Annotated in this window: 21 protein-coding genes; 7 read left to right on the forward strand and 14 right to left on the reverse strand. The window is 71.4% G+C overall.

Going from position 1 to position 22151, the window contains the following annotated elements; all coding sequences use genetic code 11:
- Positions 1 to 38: 38 nt before the first annotated feature.
- The 8 genes from IG84_RS0123145 to IG84_RS0123180 form a co-directional block, all read right to left on the reverse strand.
- Positions 39 to 1136 (reverse strand): NAD(P)/FAD-dependent oxidoreductase, encoded by a 1098-nt coding sequence (locus IG84_RS0123145; protein WP_051862291.1) that lies wholly within the window; start codon positions 1134 to 1136, stop codon positions 39 to 41.
- Positions 1137 to 1138: 2 nt separating this feature from the next.
- The gene (locus tag IG84_RS0123150) at positions 1139 to 1693 is read right to left on the reverse strand and encodes an isoprenylcysteine carboxyl methyltransferase family protein (RefSeq protein WP_382467505.1); all 555 of its coding nucleotides are present in this window, start codon (positions 1691 to 1693) and stop codon (positions 1139 to 1141) included.
- Positions 1674 to 2921, reverse strand: a complete 1248-nt coding sequence (locus IG84_RS0123155) for a beta-ketoacyl-[acyl-carrier-protein] synthase family protein (protein WP_031060498.1) — start codon at positions 2919 to 2921, stop codon at positions 1674 to 1676. The genes IG84_RS0123150 and IG84_RS0123155 overlap by 20 nt, the downstream gene beginning before the upstream one ends.
- The gene (locus IG84_RS0123160; protein WP_063761835.1) at positions 2908 to 3228 is read right to left on the reverse strand and encodes an acyl carrier protein; all 321 of its coding nucleotides are present in this window, start codon (positions 3226 to 3228) and stop codon (positions 2908 to 2910) included. Before IG84_RS0123160 ends, IG84_RS0123155 begins: the two co-directional genes overlap by 14 nt.
- A gap of 76 nt (positions 3229 to 3304) precedes the next feature.
- The gene (locus IG84_RS0123165; RefSeq protein WP_031060501.1) at positions 3305 to 4432 is read right to left on the reverse strand and encodes a type III polyketide synthase; all 1128 of its coding nucleotides are present in this window, start codon (positions 4430 to 4432) and stop codon (positions 3305 to 3307) included.
- Positions 4433 to 4615: 183 nt separating this feature from the next.
- The gene (locus IG84_RS0123170) at positions 4616 to 5839 is read right to left on the reverse strand and encodes a YncE family protein (RefSeq protein ID WP_031060502.1); all 1224 of its coding nucleotides are present in this window, start codon (positions 5837 to 5839) and stop codon (positions 4616 to 4618) included.
- Between the two features lie 8 nt (positions 5840 to 5847).
- Positions 5848 to 6444, reverse strand: a complete 597-nt coding sequence (locus IG84_RS0123175) for an ankyrin repeat domain-containing protein (protein ID WP_031060503.1) — start codon at positions 6442 to 6444, stop codon at positions 5848 to 5850.
- A 194-nt stretch (positions 6445 to 6638) separates the two neighbouring features.
- A complete protein-coding gene (locus IG84_RS0123180; protein WP_031060504.1) occupies positions 6639 to 7214 on the reverse strand; it encodes a GlcG/HbpS family heme-binding protein in 576 nt (191 codons plus the stop codon).
- A gap of 443 nt (positions 7215 to 7657) precedes the next feature.
- Here IG84_RS0123180 and IG84_RS0123185 point away from each other — a divergent pair, with 443 nt between their 5' ends.
- The 3 genes from IG84_RS0123185 (at position 7658) to IG84_RS0123195 (ending at position 10584) form a co-directional block, all read left to right on the forward strand.
- A complete protein-coding gene (locus tag IG84_RS0123185; protein ID WP_078649248.1) occupies positions 7658 to 8866 on the forward strand; it encodes a sensor histidine kinase in 1209 nt (402 codons plus the stop codon).
- The gene (locus tag IG84_RS0123190; RefSeq protein WP_051862278.1) at positions 8863 to 9540 is read left to right on the forward strand and encodes a response regulator; all 678 of its coding nucleotides are present in this window, start codon (positions 8863 to 8865) and stop codon (positions 9538 to 9540) included. Before IG84_RS0123185 ends, IG84_RS0123190 begins: the two co-directional genes overlap by 4 nt.
- A 159-nt stretch (positions 9541 to 9699) precedes the next feature.
- Entirely contained in the window at positions 9700 to 10584 is an 885-nt protein-coding gene (locus IG84_RS0123195) for a YwqG family protein (protein WP_031060507.1), read from the forward strand.
- A 49-nt stretch (positions 10585 to 10633) separates the two neighbouring features.
- Here the strand turns inward: IG84_RS0123195 and IG84_RS38145 are convergent, their stop codons facing one another.
- Genes IG84_RS38145 through IG84_RS0123210 form a run of 3 tightly spaced genes read right to left on the reverse strand, consistent with a single transcriptional unit; the run spans position 10634 to position 12927 of the window.
- Positions 10634 to 11221 carry a TetR/AcrR family transcriptional regulator gene (locus IG84_RS38145; protein ID WP_031060509.1) on the reverse strand — a complete coding sequence of 196 codons (588 nt, stop codon included), beginning with the start codon at positions 11219 to 11221 and terminating at the stop codon, positions 10634 to 10636.
- Between the two features lie 15 nt (positions 11222 to 11236).
- A complete protein-coding gene (locus tag IG84_RS0123205) occupies positions 11237 to 12694 on the reverse strand; it encodes an amidase (protein ID WP_051862297.1) in 1458 nt (485 codons plus the stop codon).
- A 5-nt stretch (positions 12695 to 12699) separates the two neighbouring features.
- Positions 12700 to 12927 (reverse strand): hypothetical protein, encoded by a 228-nt coding sequence (locus tag IG84_RS0123210; RefSeq protein WP_051862280.1) that lies wholly within the window; start codon positions 12925 to 12927, stop codon positions 12700 to 12702.
- Between the two features lie 173 nt (positions 12928 to 13100).
- Between IG84_RS0123210 and IG84_RS0123215 the strand changes: the two genes are divergently transcribed.
- Positions 13101 to 14003 (forward strand): MBL fold metallo-hydrolase, encoded by a 903-nt coding sequence (locus IG84_RS0123215; protein WP_031060519.1) that lies wholly within the window; start codon positions 13101 to 13103, stop codon positions 14001 to 14003.
- Positions 14004 to 14080: 77 nt separating this feature from the next.
- Here the strand turns inward: IG84_RS0123215 and IG84_RS0123220 are convergent, their stop codons facing one another.
- Positions 14081 to 14842 carry an ArsR/SmtB family transcription factor gene (locus tag IG84_RS0123220; RefSeq protein ID WP_031060521.1) on the reverse strand — a complete coding sequence of 254 codons (762 nt, stop codon included), beginning with the start codon at positions 14840 to 14842 and terminating at the stop codon, positions 14081 to 14083.
- A 295-nt stretch (positions 14843 to 15137) separates the two neighbouring features.
- Here IG84_RS0123220 and IG84_RS0123225 point away from each other — a divergent pair, with 295 nt between their 5' ends.
- A complete protein-coding gene (locus IG84_RS0123225; RefSeq protein WP_281179367.1) occupies positions 15138 to 16658 on the forward strand; it encodes an MFS transporter in 1521 nt (506 codons plus the stop codon).
- On the opposite strand, the gene IG84_RS0123230 is transcribed toward IG84_RS0123225, so the two are convergent.
- Positions 16564 to 17739 carry a sulfite oxidase gene (locus IG84_RS0123230; RefSeq protein ID WP_051862281.1) on the reverse strand — a complete coding sequence of 392 codons (1176 nt, stop codon included), beginning with the start codon at positions 17737 to 17739 and terminating at the stop codon, positions 16564 to 16566. The two genes, IG84_RS0123225 and IG84_RS0123230, sit on opposite strands and share 95 nt — an antisense overlap.
- 374 nt (positions 17740 to 18113) lie before the next feature.
- Here IG84_RS0123230 and IG84_RS0123235 point away from each other — a divergent pair, with 374 nt between their 5' ends.
- Entirely contained in the window at positions 18114 to 19493 is a 1380-nt protein-coding gene (locus tag IG84_RS0123235) for an FAD-binding oxidoreductase (RefSeq protein WP_031060527.1), read from the forward strand.
- 126 nt (positions 19494 to 19619) lie between these two features.
- Here the strand turns inward: IG84_RS0123235 and IG84_RS0123240 are convergent, their stop codons facing one another.
- Complete coding sequence (locus tag IG84_RS0123240; RefSeq protein ID WP_031060528.1) at positions 19620 to 20633, reverse strand: LacI family DNA-binding transcriptional regulator; 1014 nt, start codon at positions 20631 to 20633, stop codon at positions 19620 to 19622.
- 171 nt (positions 20634 to 20804) lie between these two features.
- Between IG84_RS0123240 and IG84_RS0123245 the strand changes: the two genes are divergently transcribed.
- Positions 20805 to 21869 (forward strand): C45 family autoproteolytic acyltransferase/hydrolase, encoded by a 1065-nt coding sequence (locus IG84_RS0123245; RefSeq protein WP_031060529.1) that lies wholly within the window; start codon positions 20805 to 20807, stop codon positions 21867 to 21869.
- Positions 21870 to 22151 lie beyond the last annotated feature (282 nt).

Below are 22151 nucleotides of genomic sequence, written 5' to 3' on the forward strand. Positions count from 1 at the left end.
CCAGTTGATCGCTTCTCATCAGGCCAATTGATCGGCTCTCATCGGGCCAGTTGATCGACGGTGCGTCGGAAGACGCCGGGCGCGGCGGCGCAGCAGGGCAGCAGCAGTCCGCGCACGGGGGCGACGGCGGTCGCCATGACCAGTCCCCGGGTGAGCAGCCGGTACCGCCGGGTGAGCCGGCGCCAGCGCTGCTCGTAGCCGCCGGGCGCTCCTGCCAGCAGGGCATCGACGGCGGCCCGCGCCTGGGCGACGGCCAGGCTGACGCCCTCGCCGGTCAGTGCGTCCTCGTATCCCGCGGCGTCGCCGACCAGGAGGATGCGCCCCTGAACGCGGCGTTGCGGGCACTGCCGCAGCGGCCCCGCACCGCGTACCGCCGAAGCCGCCGGGGCCCCGGCGAGCCGCTCGGCCAGCTCCGGGAAGCCGCGCAGCAGCGCCGTGTAGGTATCGGGCGCCTCCGGTACGTACGGAGACGGTGTCAGCGGCCGCCGGTACAGTACGGCGACGCCCACCTGATCCGGGCCGACTGGCGTCACGTACGCCTCCGCGTGCTGTCCCCAGGTGACCTCCACGGCGTCGGTCCACGGGGCGAGTTGCCAGTGACGGCGCAGTCCGAAGCGTGCGGGGGCGCCGCGCCGGACGGGGATGCCCAGGTGGCGGCGGACGGGCGAGTGCAGGCCATCGGCCGCGATCAGCCACCGCGCCCGCACGCCCGCGACTGTGACGCCGTTGGCGTCCTGGGCGACATGGGTGACGCGCGCGGGGCTCCACTGGGCGCCGGCCTCCTTGGCGGCCCGTACCAACGCGGTGTGCAGTTCGGTGCGTCGTACTCCCAGGCCGGGGCCGGCGCTGAACGAGGTCCTGACGCGCCGGCCTGCGAGGTCGGCGTACTCGATACCGGAGAACGCCATGCCGACGGGGCGTACTCCCAGCTCCGCGAGCCCGCGCACGCCGCCCGGCATGATGCCCTCGCCGCACGCCTTGTCCACCGGGGCGGTGCGGGGCTCACACACGAGTACGGAGAACCCGGCGCGCGCCGCGTACACAGCGCTGGCCAGACCCGCCGGCCCGCCCCCGGCGACCAGCACGTCCGTGTCGTATCCGGCACCCAGAACGCTGTCGTATTCAGTATTCGGCACGCTCACGAGGCCGGTTCCAGCGCCGCGTTCTCCACCCGCAGCCGGACGGCGAGTACGAGCGCGTTGGCGACCGTGAACAGCAGCGCGGTGAGCCAGGCCGTGTGCACGAGCGGCAGCGCGGCCCCCTCCAGCGTCACCACGAGGTAGTTGGGGTGCCGCAGTCGGCGGTACGGACCGCGTTGCACCAGCGGCAGCCCGGGCACGACGATCACCCGGGTGTTCCAGCGCGGGCCGAGGGAGCGCACACACCACCAGCGCGCCACCTGCGTCGCCACGACGACTCCGAACGCCGGCCAGCCGAGCGCCGGGACGAACGGGCGGTGGGCGAGGGCGACCTCCGCCCACATGCCGATCAACAGTCCGGTGTGGACGGCGACCATCGCCGGATAGTGCCCGCTGCCGTGCTCGACGCCGCCCCGCTCCCGGGCCCAGCGGGTGTGGCGTACGGACACCAGCAGTTCCGCCAGCCGTTCGAGGGCGACGGCCAGCAGCAGCACGGCGCACCATGCCGGTACGGCGGGGAGCGTCGCGAGGGCATCAGGCAGTGGTGAAGACAAGAACGGCATTCTGCCCTCCAAAGCCGAAGGATGAAGTCAGCGCGGCATCCATCGGCACCGGGCGAGGACGTCCGGCGACCACGTCCAGGTCCAGGGCCGGATCGGGACGTACGAGGTCCGCGGTCGGCGGCACCGTCTGCTCCTGCAGGGACAACACCGTGGCCGCCGCTTCGATCGCTCCCGAGGCCCCCAGGACGTGGCCGGTGACGCTCTTGGCCGCGGTGACGGGCGGCGGCTCGCCGAAGACCCGCCGCAGTACCGCCGCCTCCACGGCGTCGCCCACCACTGTCGCTGTGCCGTGTGCGTTCACATGGTGGATGTCGCCCGGGACGCAGCCGGCGTCGGCCATCGCGCCGCGTACCGCCTGTTCGGCTCCGCGCCCCTCCGGATGCGGGGCCGTCGCGTGATGGGCGTCCGCGGACGCGCCGTAGCCGCGCAGGAGTGCCCGTACGGGGGCACACCGCGCACGGGCGTGCGCACCGGACTCCAGTACCAGCACGGCGGCGCCCTCACCGAGCACGAAGCCGTCGCGCGCGGCGTCGAACGGTCTGCAGGACGGTCTGCAGGACGGCTCACCGCTGGGAGCAGTTTGCTTACCGCCGCGTGACAGCACCCCCAACTGCCCGAAACCGGCGACGGCCATGGGTGCCAGGCCCGACTCGGTCCCTCCGGTGAGCACCACGTCGCAGGTGCCCGAGCGCACCAGGTCGCGTGCGACGCCGATCGCGGTGGCCCCCGAGGCACACGCGCTGCTGGTGACGAAGTTGGGCCCGCGGCAGCCGAGGTGGATCGCCACCTCTCCGGCGGCCATGTTGGGGACGCTGCGCGGCAGGGCGTACGGGGAGATCTTCGTGGGGCGGCCCGCTGCCAGGCGCTGGAACTCCGGCGCGTAACGCTCCAGGCTGTTGCTGCCCACCCCGAGGACCACGCCCACCCGCTCGGGTGCCCATGAGCCCGGGTCGAGCTTGGCGTCCAGTACCGCCTGCTGCGCCGCGGACAGGCCGAGTTGGGTGAAGCGGTCCAGCCGCCTGCTCAGCCGGCCGCCCAGCTCCCGTTCGGGCTCGAAGTCGTCGGCCCGGCAGGAGAAGGTGTGCGGGAGGGCGGCGAGCGCGGGGTCGGGCCGGGCCGTCGACCGTCCGGCGCACAGCGTCCGCCAGAACTCTGCGGCGCCCGATCCGGCGGCGGTCACCAGCCCCAGACCGGTTACCGCGACGTCATCCGCGCGCATGGGGAATACCCGCGTCGGCCTCACCTGGGGCCTCGCCCGGCGCCTCCGCGGCCGTCACGCTGAGCGTTTCGAGGACGCGCGCCGCCTCGGCCAGTGTTGTGTCGCGGTCCACGCCGGGCAGGTCGGGCGGCAGGTCGAGGCCGGTGTCGTTCTCGATCGCCACGATCAGCTCGACGAGCGCGAGCGAATCGATGTCCAGTTCCCGGAAGGTCCGCTCGGGCAGCAGCTCCTCGGGCGGCAGCGCGGTCTGCTCGGCGATCTGGGCCACCAGGCATTCGTGCAGGTCCGGACCGGATACGGAGGACATGAACAGCTCCTTTACGTGGTTGTCGTGAGCCGCCGGAATGCCGGCCGGCCGTTCGTCGCGCTGCGCTGAAGGGACATCACCAGCGCAGCAGCACCAGCTCACTCGCGAATCCCGGGCCCATCGCGGTGAGCAGGCCCCAGCTCCCGGCCGGTGGCGGCGCGGCCATCGTGCGGCGCAGGACGTCGAGTACGGAGGCGGAGGAGAGGTTGCCGCGGCGGGCCAGCGAGTCGCGGGTGTGCGCCAGCGCATCGGGCGGCAGACCGAACGCGCGCTCCACCGCCTGGATGACCTTCGGCCCGCCCGGGTGGCAGATCCAGGTCGTGAGGGATTCCGGCGTCAGCCCGTGATCGTCGAGGAAAGCGTGTACGTCCTTGGGCAGTTGCTCCTCCGCGACCGTGGCCACGTCCGGCGACAGCACGATGCCGAAACCGTGGGCGCCGATGCGCCACCCCATCACGTCCTCGCTGTCCGGATAGAGACGGCTGCGGGTCGCCACGATCTCGGGACCCAACGGGCCCGAGGTACCGGAGAGGCCCTCGGCCCGGCGCTCTCCCACCGCCACCACCGCCGCCGCCCCGTCGCCGAACAGGCTCAGCGCCACCAGGTTGGCCGTCGACGCGTCGGTCCGCTGCACGGTCAGGGAACACAGCTCCACTGAGAGCAGCACGGCCACCTGGTCCGGGAAGCCGCGCAAGTAGTCGTGCATCCGGGCCACGCCCGCCGCGCCGGCCGCGCAGCCCAGGCCGAACAGCGGAATCCGTTTGACGTCCGCGCGCAACCCGAGCCGCTGCACGAGCCGCGCCTCCAGAGAAGGAACGGTGAGGCCGGTCACCGTGGTACTGACCACCACGTCGACCTCCTCGGGGAGGATGCCGGCGGTCTCCAGGGCCCCGCGCAGCGCGCGCTCGCCGAGGTCGAGGGCGGTTGTCCGCCAGACCTCGTTCGCCGCGGTGAAGCCGTCCAGCTTCCGGTACTCCTCCAGGGGCAGCGCCATGTGCCGGGTGCGGACGCCCGCGTTCGCGGAGATCTTCTCGAGTACCTGGCGCGCCGGCCGGTCGTGCGCCAGACACGCCTCCGCGAAGGCCGAGGTGATCTCCTCCTGCCGGTAGCGGTACGGCGGCGTGACCACCTCCGCCGCGAGGACCGCCGGCCCGGACCCGGTCCGGCGCGGTCTCGTGGGAACAGAGCCGGAAGGTGGGCGCATGACCTGGCCTCTGCTGTCGGTGACGGCGGCGAACTCACCCTAAGACATACAAAAACCGCATTTGCTGTAATTCGCCGTGTCACCCCGATAGTGCTTTTATCACTCGCACTTGACCCATGGTCGACCCGGCAGTCACCCGAAGGGCATCCCCGGCACTGCCGGAGCCGCTCGGAGGCCGGCCGGTCACAGGACCGCGATACCCAGTGGCCGCTCCCCCGCCGCGAGGCGACGGGTCTTTCCGGAGTCCAGGTCCACGACCGTGATGCCGTTCCAGTAGCCGTCACGCGTGAAGCCGCCCGTGACGTATGCAGTGCGACCGTCGACAGTAGGGCCGTCTGCAGTATGCAGATCGCGGGATACGGTGACGTTCTCGTGGGGGCCGTCCAGCGGGATCACCTTCTCCCGGCCCTTCGGGTCGCGCACCGTCAGAGAAGGGCCGTCATCCCGTTCCGGGTCGATCGGGCCCGTGCCGACGACGAGCAACGTGCCGTCGGCGGTGATCGTGGCGCCGTGCTGATGGGTGTTGGCGGTCATCTTCTCGATGCGGGACCGGCCCGTCTCCGGGTCGAGGACCACCAGCCGCTCCCCCTCGAACGGCAGCAGCAACTTTCCGTCCGACGGGCGTACTGCGGCGTAGTGCGGCTTGAGCCAGGAGCCGAGGCCGCCTTCGGTGCCGTACGGGGCGACCTCGATGCGCCGGGTCCGCAGAGAGCCGGCCGCGACGACGGTCACGTCGAAGGAGTCATGACCCGTGGTGTACACCTCGCGCCCGTCACGCGAGACATCCACGTCGAACGGCCGGCGGCCCACCTCCGCGACGCCCGTGACCTTCAGGGTGCGGGTGTCGACGACTTCGAGGGTGCCGTTGCCACCGGGCCGGTTGACTCCGACGTACGCATGCCGGCCGTCGGGGGCGAGGGCGATCCCCATGCCGCCGCCGCGGTACTCGCCGTATGCCGTATCCCCCATACCGTCCGCCGGCTTCCCGATACCTTCCGTCTCGTACGGTATACGGGCGATCCGCTCGCGCTTGCCGGTGTCGACGACGGCGACGCCCTCCGCGGTGGCGACCCAGGCCCGGCCGTCGTCGCCGACGATGAGCCCGTACGGGGCAGTGCCGACCCGCACGGAGTCGAACGCGCCCCGGTCGGGGTCGATGAACGTGACGGTGTCGGCACCGAAGTCGGCGACGAGGAGTGTGCCGGAAGGGGTACGCCCGGAGGGCCCGGGGGCCTTCTTGGCCTTGGCGGGCGCCTCCTTCGCCTCGGGAGACACCGAACTCCCCTTCACAGGCGGTGAGTTGTCACTCCCCTGAGGCGCGCAACCGGCGACGAGCGCGAGAGCCGTGGCGAGCCCGAGCCCTAGCGCGAGGGGCGCTCCGAGCGCGGCCGGCGCGTTTCGCCCCACCGCACGCCTCACCGTACGGCCCTCAGCAGACCCGCGATCTCGGTGAAGCCGCGCCGCTCGGCGTGTTCGAGCGCGGTGACACCATCGCCGTCCGGCAGGCCCGGAGTGGCCCCGGCGGTGATCAGCAGGTCGACGATCTCCTGGTGGGCGCGGCCGCCGTCGCCGAGGATGACGGCCTCCAGCAGGGCGGTCCAGCCGAGCCGGTTCACATGGTCCACGTCGATGCCGGTCTCGCGGAGCACGGCCCGGACGTAGTCCACGTGACCGCGCTCGCTCGCCGGGATCAGCGAGATACCGCCGAATCGGTTCGTCACCTTCAGGTCGGGCCCCGCCGGGAGCAGCGCGCGCATCATGGCGACGCTGCCGGTGACGCCGGTGACCAGCCAGGGGCTGTCGCGGCGGTCGTCCTGCGCGTTCGGGTCGGCACCAGCGGCGACCAGCACTTCCGCGGCAGCGACATGGTCGCCGAGTGCGGCCAGCAGCAAGGGGGTTCGCCGGTGCTCATCGCGGACATCCACCGCGGCGCCCCCGTCGAGGGCGGCGCGCACGGCGTCGACGGCACCGTTCGTCGCGGCTTCCAGCAGATCGCGGTCGAGCGCGTTCATGGTGGTACTCCTTGAGCTCCAGGAAAGGCGCGCGCCAATGGGTGCGCAGGCGCGTGCGCAGACACTTGCACAGATGGGTGCCCAGACGCGTGCACGCAGCACGGACATGATCGTCGCCAGCTTCGTACGCACCGCGATGCCGGTCCCCGCCCTCAGCGCTGCGCGCACGCGCGGTGCCGTCGACATGTCGATGGTTACCCGCCGGCCTTCGCGAGCTCGGCGACGCCGGCCCGGGCGAACTTCTCGTCCAGGTCACCGGACGGGGCACCGGCGACACCGATACCGGCGACCGGCGCACCCTTGGCGCTGACCGGGGCGCCACCGGCGAGGAACAGCGTGCCGGGGATGTCCTTCAGCGTCGGGGCCTTCTCCAGGCGCTGGACCAGCTCGGAGGTCGGGGCGTTCCAGGAGACGGCGGTGTACGCCTTCTTCACGGCCGACTCGTAGGACTGCGGCCCGGCACCGTCGCCGCGCAGCTCGACGATGGTGTTGCCGTTGCGGTCCACGACGGCGACGGAGACGCGCTGGTTCTCCTTCTTCGCGGCGTCCAGGACGGCCTCGGCGGCGTCGGTGGCGGCCGCGACGGTCAGGTGGGTGGACTGCATGAGGGCGTCGCTGTTCGCGTCGGCCTTGACGGCCGCCGGGGCGGCCGGGGCCGCCGAGGACGCGCTCGCCGACCAGGCGCCGACGCCGCCGAGGACGAGGGTGGCGGCGAGGGCACCGCCGCTGACGACGCGGGCGCGCTTCGAGACCTTCTTGACGTGCTTCATGGGTGCCAACTCCAGGGATTCTCAGATTCTCGGGGCCGGTTCGTACGGTGTTCGTGCCGTCCGGCTCTGAGATCCATCCTGGGTCCGTAGACCCCCGCTCCCCCTCGGCGTACCGGCTGCATACGACGCGCGGGTCGGTGGACAACGGGGTCAACCGATCGGATGACCCCGCCCCTGCGCAGACAGGGAACAATGGGAGTGTTTGCCCAGTTCAGAGGGTGCGGACACGGGTCCGGGACGCGCCCACGGGCCCGGACACATACGGATCCGGGACACATACGGGTCCGGGACGGCCGGAAGGACGGTACACAGTGCACGCAAGCGAGCAGCCTCAACCGCTGCCGCAATCCCCATTGCAGCCGCGGTCACGGTCACGGCAACGGCCGCAGCCACAGCCACAGCCGCGCGACGGCGATCAGGACGCCCGCCGGCTGGCGACCGTCATGCACGTGACCTTCTTCGTGCTGCTCGGCTCGTCCATGGCCCGGTTCGTCCAGCGGCACGGCGGCGAGGCGCACGCCCCCTGGGTGATCGCGCTGGCGGTGGTACTGGCCGCGCTGTACGTGGCGGGCCTGTACGTGACCGGACCCGGCCGGGCCGCCCCGGCCATCCCCCAGTTGCCGCCCGGCGCCCGTGTGCCCCGGCCGTCGGCCCGCCGCCTGGTCTGGCTGGGTGCGGTCGTCGTGGTGTGGGCGGTACTGGTGGTCCTCGCACCGAGCTTCGCCTGGGTCGCGGTCCCCCTCTTCTACGCGGCGCTGCGAACCCTGCCGCCGCTGGCCGCGTACGTCCTGGTCGCCGTCCTCACCGTCTTCGTGATCAGCGCGCAGCTCACCCTGGCCCGCCGCTTCGACCTGGACCTGGTGGTCGGCCCGGCCGCCGTCGCCACCTTCGCCACCGCGATCTTCATGTACATGCAGCGGCAGGCGGCCCGGCAGCGCGCCCTGATCGACGACCTGGTCCGCACCCGCCGCGAGCTGGCCGCCACCGAACGCCGCGAAGGCACCCTCGCCGAACGCCAGCGCCTGTCCATGGAGATCCACGACTCCCTCGCCCAGGGCCTGTCCAGCCAGCGGATGCTGCTCCAGGCCGCCGAGCGCACCTGGGACGCCGACCCCGCCAAGGCCCGCGGCCATGTCCGTACCGCCGCGTCGATCGCCGAGCACAACCTCACCGAAGCCCGCCGCTTCGTCCACGACCTGGCCCCCGCCGACCTCGCCGAAGGCGGCCTCCCCGAAGCGCTGCGCGCCCTCGCGGCCCGCGAGGGCGACGAGCGCCTCACGGTTCGCGTCCACATCGACGACCCCACCGGCGCCCCGCTGCCCGACCTGGTGCAGTCGGCGCTGCTCCGTATCGCGCAGGGCGCCCTGGCAAACGTACGCGAACACGCCGGCGCGACCACCGCGGCGCTCACCCTCACCACCCTCGACGACCAGGTCGTACTGGACGTCGCCGACGACGGCTGCGGCTTCGACCCAGTAACCCTCCCCGACGCGCCCACCGGAGTACGCGGCCACGGCATTCCGGCCATCCGCGCCCGGGTCCGCCAGCTCGGCGGCACCCTCACCATCGAGTCGGCACCCGGCGAAGGGGCCGTGCTGACCGCCGCGATCCCTCTGGAGCGGCCTTCGCTTCCCCTGGAGCAGCCACAGTGACCACTCCCCCAACTCCCACCACACCGACCGCGTCCGCGACCCCGGAACGGCCGCCCGTACGGATTCTGCTCTGCGACGACCACGTGGTCGTACGGGCCGGTCTCCTGGCCCTGCTGGACAGCGCGCCGGACATCGAGGTCATCGGGGAGGCGGGCACCGGCGAGGAGGTCCTCGCCCTCGCCGCGAAGCTCCACCCCGATGTCGTCCTCATGGACCTCCAGCTCGGTGCAGGCATCGACGGCGTGGAAGCCACCCGCCGCCTCACCGCCACGGGCCGAGCCCCCCATGTACTGGTCCTGACCACGTACGACACGGACGCGGACATCACCCGCGCCATCGAGGCGGGTGCGACCGGCTATCTACTGAAGGCCGAACGCCCCGAGGAGCTCTTCGCCGCGATCCACGCCGCGGCCCAGGGCCGTACGGCCCTCTCGCCCCCGGTGGCCAGCCGCGTGATGGCCAACATGCGCAAACCACGCCCCACCCTCACCGACCGCGAACGCGACATCCTCGCCCAGCTCGCCCAGGGCCTGGGCAACCGCGATATCGCCAAAGCCCTGTTCATCAGCGAGGCAACGGTGAAAACCCACCTGGGCCGCATCTACGGCAAGCTCGGCGTCGACACCCGGGCCGGCGCGGTGGCAGTAGCAAAGGAACAGCGCCTGCTGCCGTGATCCGGCGCTACCGAACGCCACTTGGGGGCGGGTAGGAATGGCAGGGGGGACAACCGCGCTACAACTCCCTTGCGGTAGTGCAAGGTTGACGCCTGCTGGAGCCAGGGTCACGATCACAGCCACGCCCCATTGTCAGTGGTCTCGTGCATCATCGTTTCCATGACACAGAGCACCACCGCCGAGGCACTCCAGCCGCTCCCCGCGCTCGCCCGCAAGCACCTTCCCGACGAGATCGCCGAGCGGTGGATCGGCCTGCTGCGTCCGGGGCTGCGTCTGGAGAACGCCACGCGTGCGCGTACAGGTACCGGCACGGGCACGGCCCCCGTCGTCGGCCGGCTCGGCGGCCTGCCCGAGCTCCCGGAGAACGAGGAATGGCCCGTGTGGCAGGGCCAGGGCCCGCTCTCCTTCGTCGCGTCCCTCGACTGCGCCGTGCTCCCCTCCGCCGCCCTCGACATAGCCATGCCGGCCGACGGCACGCTGGCCTTCTTCTACTTCGACGGTCAACTGGACGACGGCTGCGCGGTGGTCGCGCCCGACGACCCCGACACCTGGGCGGGAGCGCGCGTGCTGTACATACCGGCGGGCGTCCCCGTCACCGAGCGGGCGGCGCCGGAGGGGATCCGGCCGTATCCCGAGGTAGCGCTGACGGCGCGCCTGGAGACGACCGCACCGTATCCCTGGCACCCGGTGGTCTACCGGGAGTTCGGGCCGATGCCCGACGATCACCCGGTGTGGGACGAGGAGTTCCAGGAGGCCGTGTGGGGCCACTTCGACGGCACGGAGCACCGCATCGGCGGCCACGCCCACCCGGTGCAGGACGCGGTGGAGTACGAGATCGCCCGCGGCGCCCTGGGCAGCCCGCCGTGGGACGACCCCCGTATCAAGGAGGAGGCCCTTGGCTGGGTGCTGCTCGCTCAGTTCGACACGGACGACGACGCCGACATGATGTGGGGCGACTGCGGCGCCCTCTACTGGCTCATACGCCCCGAAGACCTGGCCGAACGCCGCTTCGACCGCGCCCTGTTCACCTGGCAGTGCGGCTGACGAAAAGCCATAAGCGGCCGGTCGGCCGGTTACTTCCTCGGTCGGCCGGTCACTTACCCGCACCCGCTCCCTCAGTCGGGAAGCGGGTGAGAACGGTATGGGCGAGTCCTCGGGCGTACTCGGCGTCCAGCAGGCCCGGGCGGAAGAGGATGCGGTACATCATCGGCGCCACCAGATGGTCGAGGACCGTGTCCACGTCGGGCGCCGGCTCGCCCCGCTCGGCGGCGCGGTCGAGGAGCACGGCGACCTGCTCGACGGCGTACGCCGAGCACTGCCCGGCGTTACCGCCCTCCCGGTCACCGGCGAGCGCGTCCTGGATGTAGGCACGGCCGGCCGCCGAGGACATCTCCTCCAGCCACTCCGCCGCCCAGGTCTCCAGGTCCGTGGCCAGGCTGCCGCGGTCGGCGGGCGGCCCCTCCGGGCGCAGCCGCTCCACCGCCACGTCGGACAGCAGTTCCTGCAGGTCCCCCCAGCGCCGGTAGATCGTCGAGGGGGTGACCTCGGCACGCGCCGCGATCAGCGGCACCGTCAGCGCCGCACGCCCCACTTCGGTTTCCAGCTCACGTACGGCCCGGTGCACCGACTCCTGAACGCGTGCGCTCCGCCCGCCCGGGCGGGTCCTCGGCTTTGCTCCCATTCCCCTAGGTTAACGCTACTTCTTTGCTACAAGGCAGGTGTCCACCGCTGCTCGCGGCGCGGGACCGAATTCCTGCTCGTAGGCACCCGCCGCGCCCAGCAGCGCGGCCTCACCGTACGGCCGACCGATCAGTTGCATACCGATCGGCAACCCCTGCAGGTCGAACCCCACCGGCAGGGACAGCGCAGGCAACCCGGTGATGTTCGCGGGCGCGCAGAGCCGTACGTACGCGTCGGCCACCGTCTCTGTCGTCCCGTCCGGCCAGCCGAACGCCTCCTGCCCGGCCTGCGCGGCGGTCGCCGGTACGGTCGGCGCCGCGATCAGGTCCACCTGTCCCAACAGCCCTTCCCATTCCCGCCGCATCAGCGTGCGGGCCCGCTGGGCACGTATGTGGTCGACCGCAGGCAGCAGCGCGCCCGCCTCCAGCAGCACCCGTACGTCGTCTCCGTACAGCTCGGGCGCGTGACCCAGTTGCTCGGCGTGGTACGCGGTCGCCTCGGGCACCATCAGTCCCCACTGGACCGCCTGGACGTAGCGGTGCAGCGGGATCTTCACGTCCACCAGGCGGGCCCCGAGGTCGGCCATCCGGTCCAGAGCGGTCCGCACGGCGGCTTCCACCTGCGGGTCGACACGGTCGAAGAAGTAGTCGGAGGGAACCCCCACCCGGACGCCGTCCAGCCCACCGCCTCGCGGTATCCCGTATCCGGGTCCGCGCCCGTCTCCTCCGTGCCCGTGTCCGCCTCCTCCGTGCCCGTGCCCGTACTCGGATCCGGGGAGGCTGTCCGCGCCGCGGTCGGCGATGGCCTCCAGTACCAATCCGGCGTCCCGCACCGTACGCGTGATCGGACCGACGTGGTCCAGCGACCAGGACAGTGCCGCCACCCCGTCCCGCGGCACCAGTCCGTACGTCGGTTTCAGACCGACAGCGCCGGTCAACGCGGCGGGCACCCGGATCGAGCCACCCGTGTCCGTCCCCAGCGCGAACGTCGCCGACCCGGCCGCCACCGCGGCCGCCGATCCGCCGCTGGAACCTCCCGGCACCCGGTCCGGCGCCCACGGATTGCGGGTCTGCGGCGTCGTCAGTCCATAGGCGAACTCATGCGTGTGCGCCTTGCCCAGCAGCACCGCGCCCGCCCGCTTCAGCCGCGCGGTGACGGCCGCGTCCCGGTCCGGTATCCGGCCGGCGCGGACGGCCGAACCGGACGCGGTCACCACGCCCGCGGTGTCGATGAGGTCCTTGAGGGCCATGGGAATGCCGTGCAGCGGGCCACGGCGCCGCCCGGCGGCGATCTCCCGTTCCGCGGCGGCGGCCTGCTCGCGCGCCGAGTCCGCCGTGACGGCCGCGTAGGCGTTCACGAGCGGCTCGGTCGCCTCGATGCGCGCCAGGACGGATTCGGTCAGCTCCACCGGGGACAGGTGCCCGTCGCCGATCGCGTCGGCCGCCTCGGCAAGGGAAAGCTCGTAGGGCTGCACGACGGTCACCGCTCGTCGGCGCGGTAGGAGGGGGCGGGCGAGATGTCCGCCAGGTCGAGCTCCCGGAGGCGGCTGACCACGGCCAGGATGTGGTCAGCGGTGGCGGCGACGACCGGATGCCGGTCAGCGCGCAGCGGAACCCCGGCACGCTCGGCCGCCGCCGCGGCGCTCTGCGGAGTATGGCCCGGAAGGGGAGGAAGGCCAGGGAGAGGAGGAAGGGGAGTCAGAGACATGGGCTGATCCGCGTCTTTCGTGAGTGGTCGTGAGGACGACGGTAGGCCGCCACCCACCACTAACGCAAACTATTTGCTTTAAGGCTTCGCCTCCTCTATCGTTAACGCAACGTCTGCGCTTTAAGTTTCCCGGCTCACCCACTCGCCTCCACTCCGCGCCCGCGAGGACCCCCATGCCTGACCGCACCCCCAGCCCCGCTCCCGCCACCTGGACCATCGGCGACATCACCATCCACCGCATCGACGAAACCGAACTGCCGCCGGAGACCGGCCCCTGGCTGCTCCCCGACGCCACCCCGGACGTGGTCGCCGAAGCCGCCTGGCTGCGCCCGGACTTCGCCCGCCCCGACCACGGCCTGCGCCTCGCCAGCCACTCCTTCGCCGTGCGGGCGGGCGGACGGCGCATCCTCGTCGACACCGGCATCGGCAACGGCAAGGAGCGCGCCAACCCTGCCTGGAATAACCTCCGTACGGACTATCTGGCCCGACTCGAGCAGGCAGGCTTTCCGCCCGAGTCCGTCGACCTGGTCGTCCTCACCCACCTGCACACCGACCACGTCGGCTGGAACACTTATTACCGCGACGGTGCGTGGGTCCCCACCTTTCCCCGCGCGCGTTACCTGGTGGCAGGCGACGAATGGGCGTACTGGTCAGCCGCCGAACTGGACGCCCCGCGGCAGCAGATGTTCCGCGATTCCGTCCACCCGGTGCGTGAACACGGCCTGCTCGACCCGATCGATGTCCCCGCCGCGGGCGCGGAGATCGCCCCCGGCGTGACCCTCGTACCCAGCCCTGGGCACACCCCCGGCCAGGTCGCCGTCCGGCTGACCGACGCGGGACAGTCGGCGCTGATCACCGGCGACTGCATCCACCATCCGGTCCAGCTCAGCCGCCCCGACCTGAGCAGTTGCGTCGACATCGACCCGGCCCGTGCCGTGGCGACCCGTCGCGACCTGCTGGCCTCCCTCGCCGGCACCGACACGCTCGTCCTCGGCAGCCACTTCCCGCCTCCCACCGCCGGCCGTGTCCAACCCGACGCCTCCGGCTACCGCCTTATCCCGATACCCGGGCAGTAACCGACTCCGACTCGGGATCTCGGTGAAGGCGCTACCGCCCGCATGAGGCCCTCGCCACCGCCCTCACGGAACGACTCTCAGGCCCGGGTGAAGCTCCTGGTGTCCAGGCCCAGCCAGGAGCGCAGGCCCTCTTCGCCGGCGGGGAGGATGCGCAGCGCACGGCTGTTGGGTGAGCGTTCCAGCCAGCCGCGGTCGACGCAGGCGTCCAGTACCGCGGCGCCCACGGCCCCCGACAGGTGGTGGCACTGCTCGGTCCAGTCCACGCAGTAACGCACGGCCGGCCTGCGGCTTTGCGGGGCCGTCACGCCGATCTCGGCCAGCATGTCCCAGCCTCGCGGGGTGATCCGGTATTCGAGGTCCTTGCCCCGGGAGGAGAGCTTGTCCCGTATGGCGCGGTTCGGGTCGTGGCGGCCGTCCCCGCCGACGACTGCCTCCCGCTCGATCAGCGCGCGCATGACGCCCACGCCGAGGTGCCCGGCCAGGTGGTCGTAACAGGTACGGGCGATGCGCAACGACCGGGCGCGGGTGCCGGAGCGCAACGACTTCGGTTCGAACGGCGGGGCCAGCCGGGCCAGGGACTCCATGGCGCGTGCGACCTCGGGAGAGGCCAGGCTGTAGTACCGGTGCCGCCCTTGCGTCTGAACGCTGAGCATCCCGCCGTCCACAAGCCGGCCGAGATGGCCGCTCATCGTGGACAGGGCCACACCGGCCTCGGAGGCCAGCATGGACATGGGAAGTGCGCGCTTGTCGAGCAGCGCGAGAAGAATGCGGGCCCGAGTCTTGTCGCCGATCAACGCTGCGGGATCAACGAAATTGGCGTCCCCGGCAAGGTCACGCATCGGCTCGACTTTCCCCTCGTACATCAAGGCCCGGAAGCGACCAGACCTGGCGGTCTACGCACAGCACGAGACCAACAGAGGCATCGAGCAATGTCAATCGACACTCGACCGCCAGGAGAAGCAGGCGAAGAGGGCGGCACACGCTTCGGCCGGGACCGAAGGATTTCGACGTTACGGTGAGCGGGCCAACGGGGAGCCAGGCACCTGATGCATCGTCAATTAACGCAGCGGACGCGGCAAGGCCGGCGTTGGGTGAGCACAGCAGAGAGAGGTATGTCGCGTGCGGGATCCACAGGTGCAAGAGTCCGCGCCCCGGGCCGGGGCCGGGACCGGGCGCCCGCCAAAACTGCCGCTGATCGCCCTGTGCATGGGCTTTTTCATGGTCATGCTCGACGCCACGATCGTCACGGTGGCGCTGCCCCCGATCGGGAACGAATTCAGCTCCGGCGGTGACCTCACCGGCGTCCAGTGGGTGGCGGACGGGTACACCGTCGTCTTCGCCGGACTGCTGCTGTCCGCCGGCTCCATCGGCGACAAACTCGGCAGCCGCTCGGCGTTCCAGGCCGGGCTGGTGCTGTTCGTCGTCGCATCGGCCGGCTGCGGCATCGCGCCGTCCCTGTGGTTCCTCGTTGTGATGCGGCTGCTGCAGGGGCTGGCGGCGGCGCTCGTCGTACCCACGTCGCTGGCGCTGATCCACGCGTCGTACGACGACAAGAAGGACCGCGCCAGGGCGATCGGCCTCTGGGGCGGTATCGGCGGACTGGCCGCGGCTTCCGGGCCGGTACTGGGCGGCCTGCTGGTAGCCGCCTTCGGTTGGCGGGCGGTGTTCTACGTGAACCTGCCGTTCGGCGCCCTCGGGCTGGTACTGACGGCCCGTCACGTCGTGGCACCGAGGCCCGCGCGAGGCGCCGCACTCGACCTGCCGGCCCAGGTCCTGGGCGTCCTGACGCTGGTCGCGGTGGCGTTCGGCATCATCGAGGCGGGGCACACCGGCTGGACGGATCCGGCCGTCCTCTCCTCGCTGGCCCTCTTCGTGCTCTGCGGCGCGGGCTTCCTCCTGGTGGAGAAGCGCACCGCGGACCCAATGCTGCCGCTCGGGCTATTCCGCAACGCGACCTTCTCCAGCGCGACGGCCGTCGGCCTCTTCATGAACATCGGCTTCTACGGCCAGTTGTTCGTCGTCAGCTTCTACTTCCAGCAGTACCGCCACTACCCGGTCCTCTGGGCCGGACTCGCGCTTCTGCCGCAGACCGCCATGGCGGCCGTCGCCTCCACGCTCGGCGGCCGGATGACGGCACGCACCGGGCCCCGGGCACCGATGCTGCTGGGGCTGGGGCTCGGCGCGTTGGGGTTCGTCGGGCTGCTGTTGGCGGGCCGGTCGACGCCTTACCCGGAACTGGTGCTGCCGCTGGCCGTCATCGGCTTCGGCACCGCGTTCACCATGCCGGCCGCGGTCGCCGCGGTCGTCGAATCGGCCCCCGCCCACCGGGCCGGCGTGGCGTCGGGCGTACTCAACGCCGCCCGCCAGGTCGGCAGCGCGGTGGGCGTGGCCCTGCTGGGCGCGCTGATCACCCGGACCCCGGATTTCGTCGACGGTATGCGCATCGGCACGGTGATCAGCGTGGCCTGCTTCGCCGCGGGGATCCTGCTGGCGGCCTGCGGCGTGGAGCGGGCGGGGCGAGCGGAGCGGGTGGAGCGCAGCCGCCCGTCGGACGGAGGACTCAGTCGTCGTCCCGGAGGCCATCCTGTAGACACCATACGGAAATCCGCTGGACGAGATTGTTGCCGAAGCCGCCGCGGTTCCAGGGCTGGGTGACGGGCTGGGTGTGTCCCGAGGCATCGGTGGCGCGGACGCTGAGTACGTGGCGGCCGGGCGTGGCCGTCCAGGGCGCTTGCCAGTACCGCCAGGCCCAGTCGTGCCCTTCCGGCGGCGCGAGCGCGGCGTCGTGCCAGGAGTGGCCGTCGTCCGTGCTCACCTCGATCTTGGTAAGCGGGGCGCGGCCGGACCAGGCCCGGCCCTCCAGGCGCACGGAGCCGGGGCGTACGACGCGGGTGCGCGACATGAAATCCGGGAAGCCAGGCGGGATCATCAGGGCCCGCGGCGCGATCCGGGTGACCGGCTCTCCGGGTTCCTCGGCCTCCCGCCGGTAGCGGTAGGCCACCTCCTGCTGGAATCCGGTGAATGGGCTGTCGACGAGGGTGATCTTCCGCAGCCACTTCACGTGCGCCATGCCGTACCAGCCGGGGACCACCAGTCGCAGCGGACAGCCGTGCTGCGGCGGCAGCGGCGCGCCGTTCATCTCGTACGCCACCAGCACTTCCGGATCGGTACCGGTCGCGTCCGCCAGTGGCAGGCTCCGCTGGTAGTCCTGTTCCACGCCGCGCTCGATGCCGTGATCGGCGCCGGTGAACACGGCCTCGACCGCGTCCGGCTCCACGCCCGCCCTGTCGAGCAGCGTGCGCAGCGGTACCCCGGTCCACTCGGCGGTGCCGACCGCCTCGACCAGCCAGGGCTGGCTCACGGGCCGTGGCGCGAGCCGGGCCCGGCCGTTGCCGGCGCATTCCATCGTCACCCGTTGGGTGACGGCCGGGAAGGACCGCAGGGCGGCCATGTCCAGGGTCAGCGGGGTACGTACTCGGCCGCGCACGGTCAGTTCCCACGTGCGGGGATCGGCTGCGGGGATGTCGTAGTGCACCAGTACGTAATGCAGCCCCGGCGGGGTGAGGTCGTAGCGAAGGGCCTCCAGCGGCAGCCCATGATTGCGGGCCGCGAGCGCGACTTCCTCGAGACTGATGCCCTCGGTGGGAGCCGCCAGGCGGGCCGGCGCGCTGAGGTCCGCACTGGGATCCGCACTGCGGTCCGCAGTGAATTCACTGGCGCTGACGCGGCCGTCCATGCCTCCATGGTGCGCGCCCGGACCGGTCACGTACAGCGGGGTGCCGAAGGCAGGTACGGCGGTGGCGGTTACCGGTTCGGTGGTGGTGATTGCCGGTTCGGCGGTGGAGATGGATCGCCCCTCGGCGGTATTTGCGAGTCTCTCAGTGGCATTTGCGCGTTTCCTCCCCCGGGAGGACGCTGTTCATGTAAGCCCTGTGGTGCCTTTTGTGTGCTTCTGACCGCTGACGGCGCCGGGGGACGGCACGCGCTCTCCGCCACCGGCGTCCCCGCCAGGGGAGACGCCCGGCGGATTGCGGACCGTATCCCGGTGGACTGCGGATCGTATACCGGCGCATCGCGGACCGTGCCGCCCGGCGCTGCAAGGAGAACATCATGGATGGCACCACTCTGGAAGGGATGCGGACCGCACTGCGCGGCCCGGTCATCGCTCCCCAGGACTCGGAGTACGACGAGTCCCGCAAGATCTACAACGCATCGATCGACCGGCGGCCGGCCGCCATCGTGCGCTGCACGGACGCCGCTGACGTCATGGATACTGTCGACTTCATCCGCGACCACGACCTCGAACTCGCGGTCCGGGGCGGTGGACACAGCGGCCCCGGACTGGCCCTGGTGGACGACGGCGTCACCATCGACCTGTCACCGATGCGCTGGGTACGTGTCGATCCCGTCGCGAAGACCGCCCAGGTCGGCGGCGGTACGCTGCTCGGCGACCTCGATCATGCCGCCCACGGCTTCGGCCTCGCCACCCCCGCCGGCATCATGTCGACGACGGGCATCGGGGGCCTCACCCTCGGCGGCGGGCACGGCCACCTCACCCGCAAGTACGGCCTGACGGTGGACAACCTGCTGGCCGCCGACGTCGTACTCGCCGACGGCAGCTTCGTCACCGCGAACGAGAAGGATCATCCGGATCTGTTCTGGGCACTGCGCGGTGGCGGCGGGAACTTCGGCGTCGTCACGTCTTTCACCTTCCGGCTGCACCCGGTGCACACCGTGGGCGTCGGGGTCACCCTATGGACGCTGGACCACATCCGCGACGTACTGCAGTGGTACCGCGACTTCCTGCCGCAGGCGACCGAGGATCTGAACGGCTTCTACGCGGAGCTCATCGTGCCGCCCGCGCCGCCGTTCCCCGAAGAGATCCACGGGCACAAGATGTGCGGCGTGGTGTGGTGCTGGACAGGGGACCTGGGCCGCCTGGAAGAGACGTTCGCGCCGGTACAGGAGCCCGCCCCGCCGGCCTTCCACTTCGCGACACCGATGCCCTATCCCGCGCTGCAGACCATGTTCGACGAGCTGATCCCGAAGGGTCTGCAGTGGTACTGGCGCGGCGACTTGTTCGACCGGATCACGGACGACTCCATCGACGTCCACGCCAAGTACGCGGAGGCCACCCCGACCGATCTGTCGACCCTCCACCTGTATCCGGTCGACGCCGCCGCCCACCGCGTGAATCACGAGGACACGGCGTGGGGCTACCGCGACGCCGTCTGGTCCGGCGTCATCGCCGGCATCGACCCCGACCCGGCCAATGCCGAGACCATCAAGCAGTGGACCGTCGACTACTGGGAGGCGCTGCATCCGCATTCCATGGGCGCCGCGTACGTGAACTTCATCGGCGCGGGCGAGCCCCAGGACCGGGTGAAGGCCACCTACCGCGACCACTACGACCGCCTCGCCGCGATAAAACACACCTACGACCCGCACAACCTCTTCCACAGCAACCAGAACATCGAGCCTGCGCGATAGAACCCGACACAAGCCAACTCACCACCACGGGCCCGCTGTTCCTGTACTGGCAGCGCGGAGTGCTGTTTCAGCAGTACGGGGTGCTGTACGGGGTTCTGTCGCAGCACAGTGGGTCCGCGCCGCCCCTTACCGTCGCGTTGCCCCCCTCGGCCGGAGACGGGCCCTGGTCAGCCGCGGCGAGCGGGCTTCCGCACCGGCGACAAGAGCCTGGAGGATGTCCAGCAGGGCGCCCACGCTCTCGACCGGATTCAGTTCCACCGCTGAGATGGCCGGGCGGCTGTTGCGCGCGTGCTCGGAGTCCGAGCCGGCCACCACCATGGTCCGCTCGGGCACCCCGACACCACGCGCCATGAGGCCCTGCTGCACACCAGCCGCATGCCGCCCCGTAAGACAGAAGACCGCATCCGGTATACCGTCGTCAGCAATCCGGTCGGCCAGCTCCACGCCGCCCTCGACGCCTGCCCGTTCGGCCAGTTCGTAGAGCCGGGGCGACGTTCCCCGTTCGGCGCACCAGGCCAGATAGGTGTCCTGGTGCTCGTGGTTCCACGCGTTCGGGTCGGTGCCGCGTACCAGGGCGATGGTGCGCGCGCCCCCGGTCTCCAGGTGGGCCAGGACCTGGCGCGCGGAGGCCGCGTCGTCCTCCGAGGCCCAGTGCGGGAAATCCGGGCGTCCGGGGACCCGGCCATAGGTGACGTACGGGATGCCGCGCTTCTCCAACAGGGCGACGACCGGGTCGTCCAGGTGCGGGTTAGTGACGATGTAACCGTCCATGGAGAACGTCAGCGGCGGCACCGGCGTCCGCGTCAGGTCCGGTACCAGCATGAGACTCAGCCCCCGGGCCAGCGCCTGCGAAGCCGCCACACCCACGAACCTCTCGAAGACGTCCACCCCCGCCGGGGCGTAGTCCCCCAGGGCATCCAGGGAACGGAGTACCAGCCCCACCGCCCCCATGGTGGACCGCCGCAGGCCGCGGGCGAGCGCATCGGCCTCGTAGCCCATCTCATCGGCGACGGTGCGGATGTGCTCACGCGTGGCCGCGCTCAGCGTGCCTTTGCCGTTGAGGGCGTGCGAAACGGCGGTGATGGAGACGCCGGCCCGCCGAGCCACGTCCTTGATGGTGATGCCCTGCGTCCTTGCCATGGCGCCGCCTGAGTCTGAGGTCTGGATCTGGATCTGGGTTCAAAAATCAATGTGCTGCTCAACATTGTATAAAACGTTTTACCTCCCTAGCGTGATCCGCGCCGCACAGACATACAGACGTCGGAAGCGACGTCACTGGGCGCCCGAGTCGCCGAGCCCGGAAGGATCCCCGTGGAGCTGCACACCCTCAGGACCGAGACGACGGATCCCCGTGAACGCGGGTACCTGCTCGGCACCCGATTCGGCGCCCAGCTCCGGCGCGCCACAGAGTTGTACGTGAACCACTTCGCCGTACTGGGCATCCCGGCGGAACGGGCGCGCGACATCGCCGAACGCAGCCATGAGGCCCTACGGGCCTGGGCGCCGTACCTGGCCGAGGAATCGGACGCCTGCGCCGACGCGGCCGGCATCGAGCGCTGGATGGTGGCCGCCGTCGGCGCCCGTACCGAAATCCTCGCCGCCTGTCCGCCGGCCAAGGAGGGCGAGTGCTCGACGGCGGTGTTCGCGCCCGCGGGAGCCACCCCGGAGACGGTACAGACCTGGGACTGGCACGAGTCGCTCGTACCGGACGCCCTGCTGCACGAGCTGACCCCGAGCACGGGACGCACGGTGAAGCTCTTCACCGAGTTCGGCGCTCCGGCCAAGATCGGCGTCAACAGCGCCGGCCTCGGCGTGCACTTCAACATCCTTTTCCACACCACCGACTCCGACGCCGGCGGAGTCCCTGTGCACGCGATCGCCCGACGCATCCTCGACGAAGCGGACACCCTAGATCAGGCCATCGGGCTCGCCTCGACAGCGCGGATGAGCGCCTCGACCTCGCTCACCGTGGTCTCCGGCAGCTCTCCCGCCGCGAGCCTCGAGCTCTCCCCGGCCGGGCTGGCAGTGGTACCGGCCGGAGAGGACGGCTGGCTGCTGCACACCAATCACTTCCTCGACGCCGGGCTCAGCGCCGGGGACACGGGCCCGGCGGACTCGTCGACGGCGGAACGCTTCGCCCACCTGAGCCAGGTCCGCTCGACGCTGTCGGGGCTCGCTCCCGCCAAGCGGGCGAAGGCACTGTGCGGCGACGCCGGACCGAACGCCGTCGTCTGCATGCGGCCGGACACGGCAAAGCCGCAGCACGAGCAGTGGGGCACCCTGCTCACCATCGGCCTGGATGTCGACCGGTGCGCACTGGACTACATGGCCGGCACGCCGGACGAGGCGGCACGGCGGGGGTTCGCGCGCTTCTGAGTTGCGGGGCTTCGCCTTGCGGGCTTGCGGCCTTGCGTCCTTCGGCCTCTCGGTCCTCGACCTTTCAGTCCTCGGTCTCTCGCCACTCGGCCTCTCGTCCCTCGGGCTTTGGGCCCTCGGGCTCCCCCGGCGGGGGGGGCTCTCCCCGGCGGGGGGCTCTCCCCGGCGGGGGGGCTCTCCCCGGCGGAGGGCTCTCCCGAGAGGGAGCCTCCCCCCCCCACGGCCCTCTGGGGGGCTTTCCCCCCCTCCCCTCCCCTCCCCTCCCCTCCCCTTCCCTTCCCT

This window comes from Streptomyces ochraceiscleroticus (assembly GCF_000720485.1).
GTDB classification, from domain to species: Bacteria; Actinomycetota; Actinomycetes; order Streptomycetales; family Streptomycetaceae; genus Streptomyces; species Streptomyces ochraceiscleroticus.

Bases quoted from the DNA above. Each gene is read 5' to 3' on its own strand.
- IG84_RS0123220 (WP_031060521.1), bottom strand. From the start codon at position 14,842: ATGCGTGACCTTGCCGGGGACGCCAATTTCGTTGATCCCGCAGCGTTG.
- IG84_RS0123230 (WP_051862281.1), bottom strand. From the start codon at position 17,739: ATGGACGGCCGCGTCAGCGCCAGTGAATTCACTGCGGACCGCAGTGCG.
- IG84_RS0123210 (WP_051862280.1), bottom strand. From the start codon at position 12,927: ATGTCTCTGACTCCCCTTCCTCCTCTCCCTGGCCTTCCTCCCCTTCCG.
- IG84_RS0123235 (WP_031060527.1), top strand. From the start codon at position 18,114: ATGGATGGCACCACTCTGGAAGGGATGCGGACCGCACTGCGCGGCCCG.
- IG84_RS0123180 (WP_031060504.1), bottom strand. From the start codon at position 7,214: ATGAAGCACGTCAAGAAGGTCTCGAAGCGCGCCCGCGTCGTCAGCGGC.
- IG84_RS0123160 (WP_063761835.1), bottom strand. From the start codon at position 3,228: ATGTCCTCCGTATCCGGTCCGGACCTGCACGAATGCCTGGTGGCCCAG.
- IG84_RS0123175 (WP_031060503.1), bottom strand. From the start codon at position 6,444: ATGAACGCGCTCGACCGCGATCTGCTGGAAGCCGCGACGAACGGTGCC.
- IG84_RS0123240 (WP_031060528.1), bottom strand. From the start codon at position 20,633: ATGGCAAGGACGCAGGGCATCACCATCAAGGACGTGGCTCGGCGGGCC.
- IG84_RS38145 (WP_031060509.1), bottom strand. From the start codon at position 11,221: ATGGGAGCAAAGCCGAGGACCCGCCCGGGCGGGCGGAGCGCACGCGTT.
- IG84_RS0123155 (WP_031060498.1), bottom strand. From the start codon at position 2,921: ATGCGCGCGGATGACGTCGCGGTAACCGGTCTGGGGCTGGTGACCGCC.
- IG84_RS0123215 (WP_031060519.1), top strand. From the start codon at position 13,101: ATGCCTGACCGCACCCCCAGCCCCGCTCCCGCCACCTGGACCATCGGC.
- IG84_RS0123185 (WP_078649248.1), top strand. From the start codon at position 7,658: ATGCACGTGACCTTCTTCGTGCTGCTCGGCTCGTCCATGGCCCGGTTC.
- IG84_RS0123195 (WP_031060507.1), top strand. From the start codon at position 9,700: ATGACACAGAGCACCACCGCCGAGGCACTCCAGCCGCTCCCCGCGCTC.
- IG84_RS0123165 (WP_031060501.1), bottom strand. From the start codon at position 4,432: ATGCGCCCACCTTCCGGCTCTGTTCCCACGAGACCGCGCCGGACCGGG.